The following is a 2,728-nucleotide window of genomic DNA, read 5'->3' as shown; positions in this document are numbered from 1 at the left end:
CCGCCCGCCGGGTCGACGTCGAGCAGGTCGAGGCCCATCAGGTCGGTGTCGGGCAGGCGCAGCACGATGCCGTCGTCGGCGTGCATCACCTGGGCGTCCATCCCGTACCGCTCGGTGAGCCGGGCGCCGAGCGCCAGCGCCCACGGGGCGTGCACCTGCGCGCCGAACGGCGAATGGACCACCACGCGCCAGTCGCCCAGCTCGTCCCGGAAGCGCTCCACGACGATCGTCCGGTCGTCCGGTACGTGCCCGCAGGCGGTGCGCTGCTCCTCCAGATACGCGATCACGTTCCCCGCGGCCCACGTGTCGAGCCCCGCCGCCCGCAGCCGCTCCTGCGCAGCCTGCCGGTCCATGCCGCTCAGCTCCCGCAGGAACGCGCCCAGCGCCCGCCCCAGCTCCAGCGGCCGGCCCAGCTGGTCGCCCTTCCAGAACGGCAGCCGGCCCGGCACCCCCGGGGCGGGGGAGACCAGCACCCGGTCCCGGGTGATGTCCTCGATGCGCCACGACGTGGTGCCCAGTGTGAAGACGTCGCCGATCCGCGACTCGTAGACCATCTCCTCGTCCAGCTCGCCGACCCGGCCGCCGCCCTTCTTCGGGTCGGCGCCGGCGAGGAAGACGCCGAAGAGGCCGCGGTCCGGGATCGTGCCGCCGGAGGTGACGGCGAGCCGCTGCGCTCCCGGGCGCCCCTTGACCGTCTGCGCCACCCGGTCCCACACCACGCGCGGGCGCAGCTCGGCGAAGGCGTCGGAGGGATAGCGCCCGGCGAGCATGTCGAGCACGGCCGTGAACGCCGACTCCGGCAGCGCCGCGAACGGCGCCGCCCGCCGCACCAGCGCCAGCAGCTCCCCCACGTCCCACACGTCCATGGACGTCATCGCGACGATCTGCTGCGCCAGCACGTCCAGCGGGTTGGCCGGGATCCGCAGGGACTCGATGGCGCCCTCGCGCATCCGCTCCGTGACCACCGCGGACTGCACCAGGTCGCCGCGGTACTTGGGGAAGACCACGCCGCGCGAGACCGCGCCCACCTGGTGCCCCGCGCGGCCCACGCGCTGCAGCCCGGACGCCACCGACGGCGGCGACTCGACCTGCACCACCAGATCCACCGCGCCCATGTCGATGCCCAGCTCCAGGCTGGACGTGGCGACCACCGCCGGCAGCCGCCCGGCCTTCAGGTCCTCCTCCACCTGCGCCCGCTGCTCCTTGGAGACCGACCCGTGGTGCGCGCGGGCGATCACCGGCGGCGCGCCCTGCGCCGCCCCGGACTGGGCCATGATCTCGGCGGGCGGGGGCGCGTCCGCCGCCGGCGGCTCACCGGTCGCGCGCTCGTACGCGATCTCGTTCAGCCTGTTGCACAGGCGCTCGGCGAGGCGGCGCGAGTTGGCGAAGACGATCGTCGAGCGGTGCTCCGCCACCAGGTCGACGATGCGCTCCTCCACCCGCGGCCAGATGGACGGCCGGTCGGCGCCCGCGCCGTCGTCCTGCACGGGCGAGCCGCCCAGCTCCCCCATGTCCTCGACGGGCACGACCACCGACAGGTCGAACCGCTTCTCCGAGGGCGGCTGCACGACCTCCACCCGCCGCCCCGGCGACAGGAACCGCGCCACCTCCTCCACCGGCCGGACCGTCGCCGACAGTCCGATGCGGCGCGCGGGGCGGGGCAGCAGCCCGTCCAGCCGCTCCAGGGAGAGCGCGAGGTGGGCGCCGCGCTTCGTGCCCGCCACGGCGTGCACCTCGTCCAGGATCACGGTCTCCACCCCGGCCAGGGCGTCCCGCGAGGCGGACGTCAGCATCAGGAACAGCGACTCGGGCGTGGTGATGAGGATGTCCGGCGGGCGGTTGGCGATCGAGCGGCGCTCGGCCGCGGGCGTGTCGCCGGAGCGGATCGCGACCCGCACCTCCGGCTCCGGCCGCCCGAGGCGCACGGCCTCCTGGCGGATGCCGGTGAGCGGGCTGCGCAGATTCCGCTCGACGTCCACGGCGAGCGCCTTCAGCGGCGACACGTACAGCACGCGGCAGCGCTTGCGCGCCTCCGCGGGCGGCGGGACGGACGTCAGCCCGTCGAGCGCGGAGAGGAACGCCGCCAGCGTCTTGCCCGAGCCGGTGGGGGCCACGACCAGCACGTCCGAGCCCTCGCCCAGCGCCCGCCAGGCGCCCTCCTGGGCGGCCGTGGGCGCGGCGAAGGCGCCCTCGAACCACGCCCGCGTCGCCGGGTCGAACGTCTCCAGCACCGATCTCGCCATGTGAACCATCGTGCACCCGACCACTGACACCCAGCACACTCGTCCCTATGGGGTCGCGTACGGCGCGGGCGTCGGGCGACGCCGACCGCGAGTGGGCCCGGCACTGGCGCTACACCAGCCTGCCCGGCCTCGACCTGCTGCGCGCCCGCTACGTCGGGCACACCTTCCCCACCCACTCCCACGACGGCTACGTCTTCGGCGCCGTCACCGCGGGCGTGGAGGCCGTCGGACTGCCGGACGGCACGCTGCTGGCCGGCCCCGGCACGGTCGTCATGATCAACCCCGAGGTGCCGCACACCGCCCGCGCCGGCGCCGCGGAGGGCTGGTCGTACTCGACGCTCTACCCGTCCGCCGGCCTGGTCCGCGAAGTGGCCGCCGAGGTCACCGCCATCCGCGGGACGGCGGGCTTCGGCGAGACGATGGTCGACGACCCCGGCGGCGCCCGCCTCATCGCCGAGGTGCACCGCGCCGCGGAGGAGGACAAC

Annotated in this window: 2 protein-coding genes; one reads left to right on the top strand and one right to left on the bottom strand. The window is 75.3% G+C overall.

Annotated features, from left to right (window positions below; all coding sequences use genetic code 11):
• A partial coding sequence (locus H5J30_RS26040) for a DEAD/DEAH box helicase (RefSeq protein ID WP_181789785.1) occupies positions 1-2,243 on the bottom strand: 2,243 nt, incomplete at its 3' end.
• 47 nt (positions 2,244-2,290) lie between these two features.
• Between H5J30_RS26040 and H5J30_RS26035 the strand changes: the two genes are divergently transcribed.
• Positions 2,291-2,728 (top strand): AraC family ligand binding domain-containing protein (locus tag H5J30_RS26035; RefSeq protein ID WP_181789784.1); only part of this gene is annotated, 438 nt, incomplete at its 3' end.

It is taken from the genome of Streptomyces phytophilus, from assembly GCF_013870535.1.
Lineage (GTDB): Bacteria > Actinomycetota > Actinomycetes > Streptomycetales > Streptomycetaceae > Streptomyces > Streptomyces phytophilus.
Note: the sequence above shows the minus strand (reverse complement) of the source record. Positions and strands in the feature narration are given on the sequence as shown.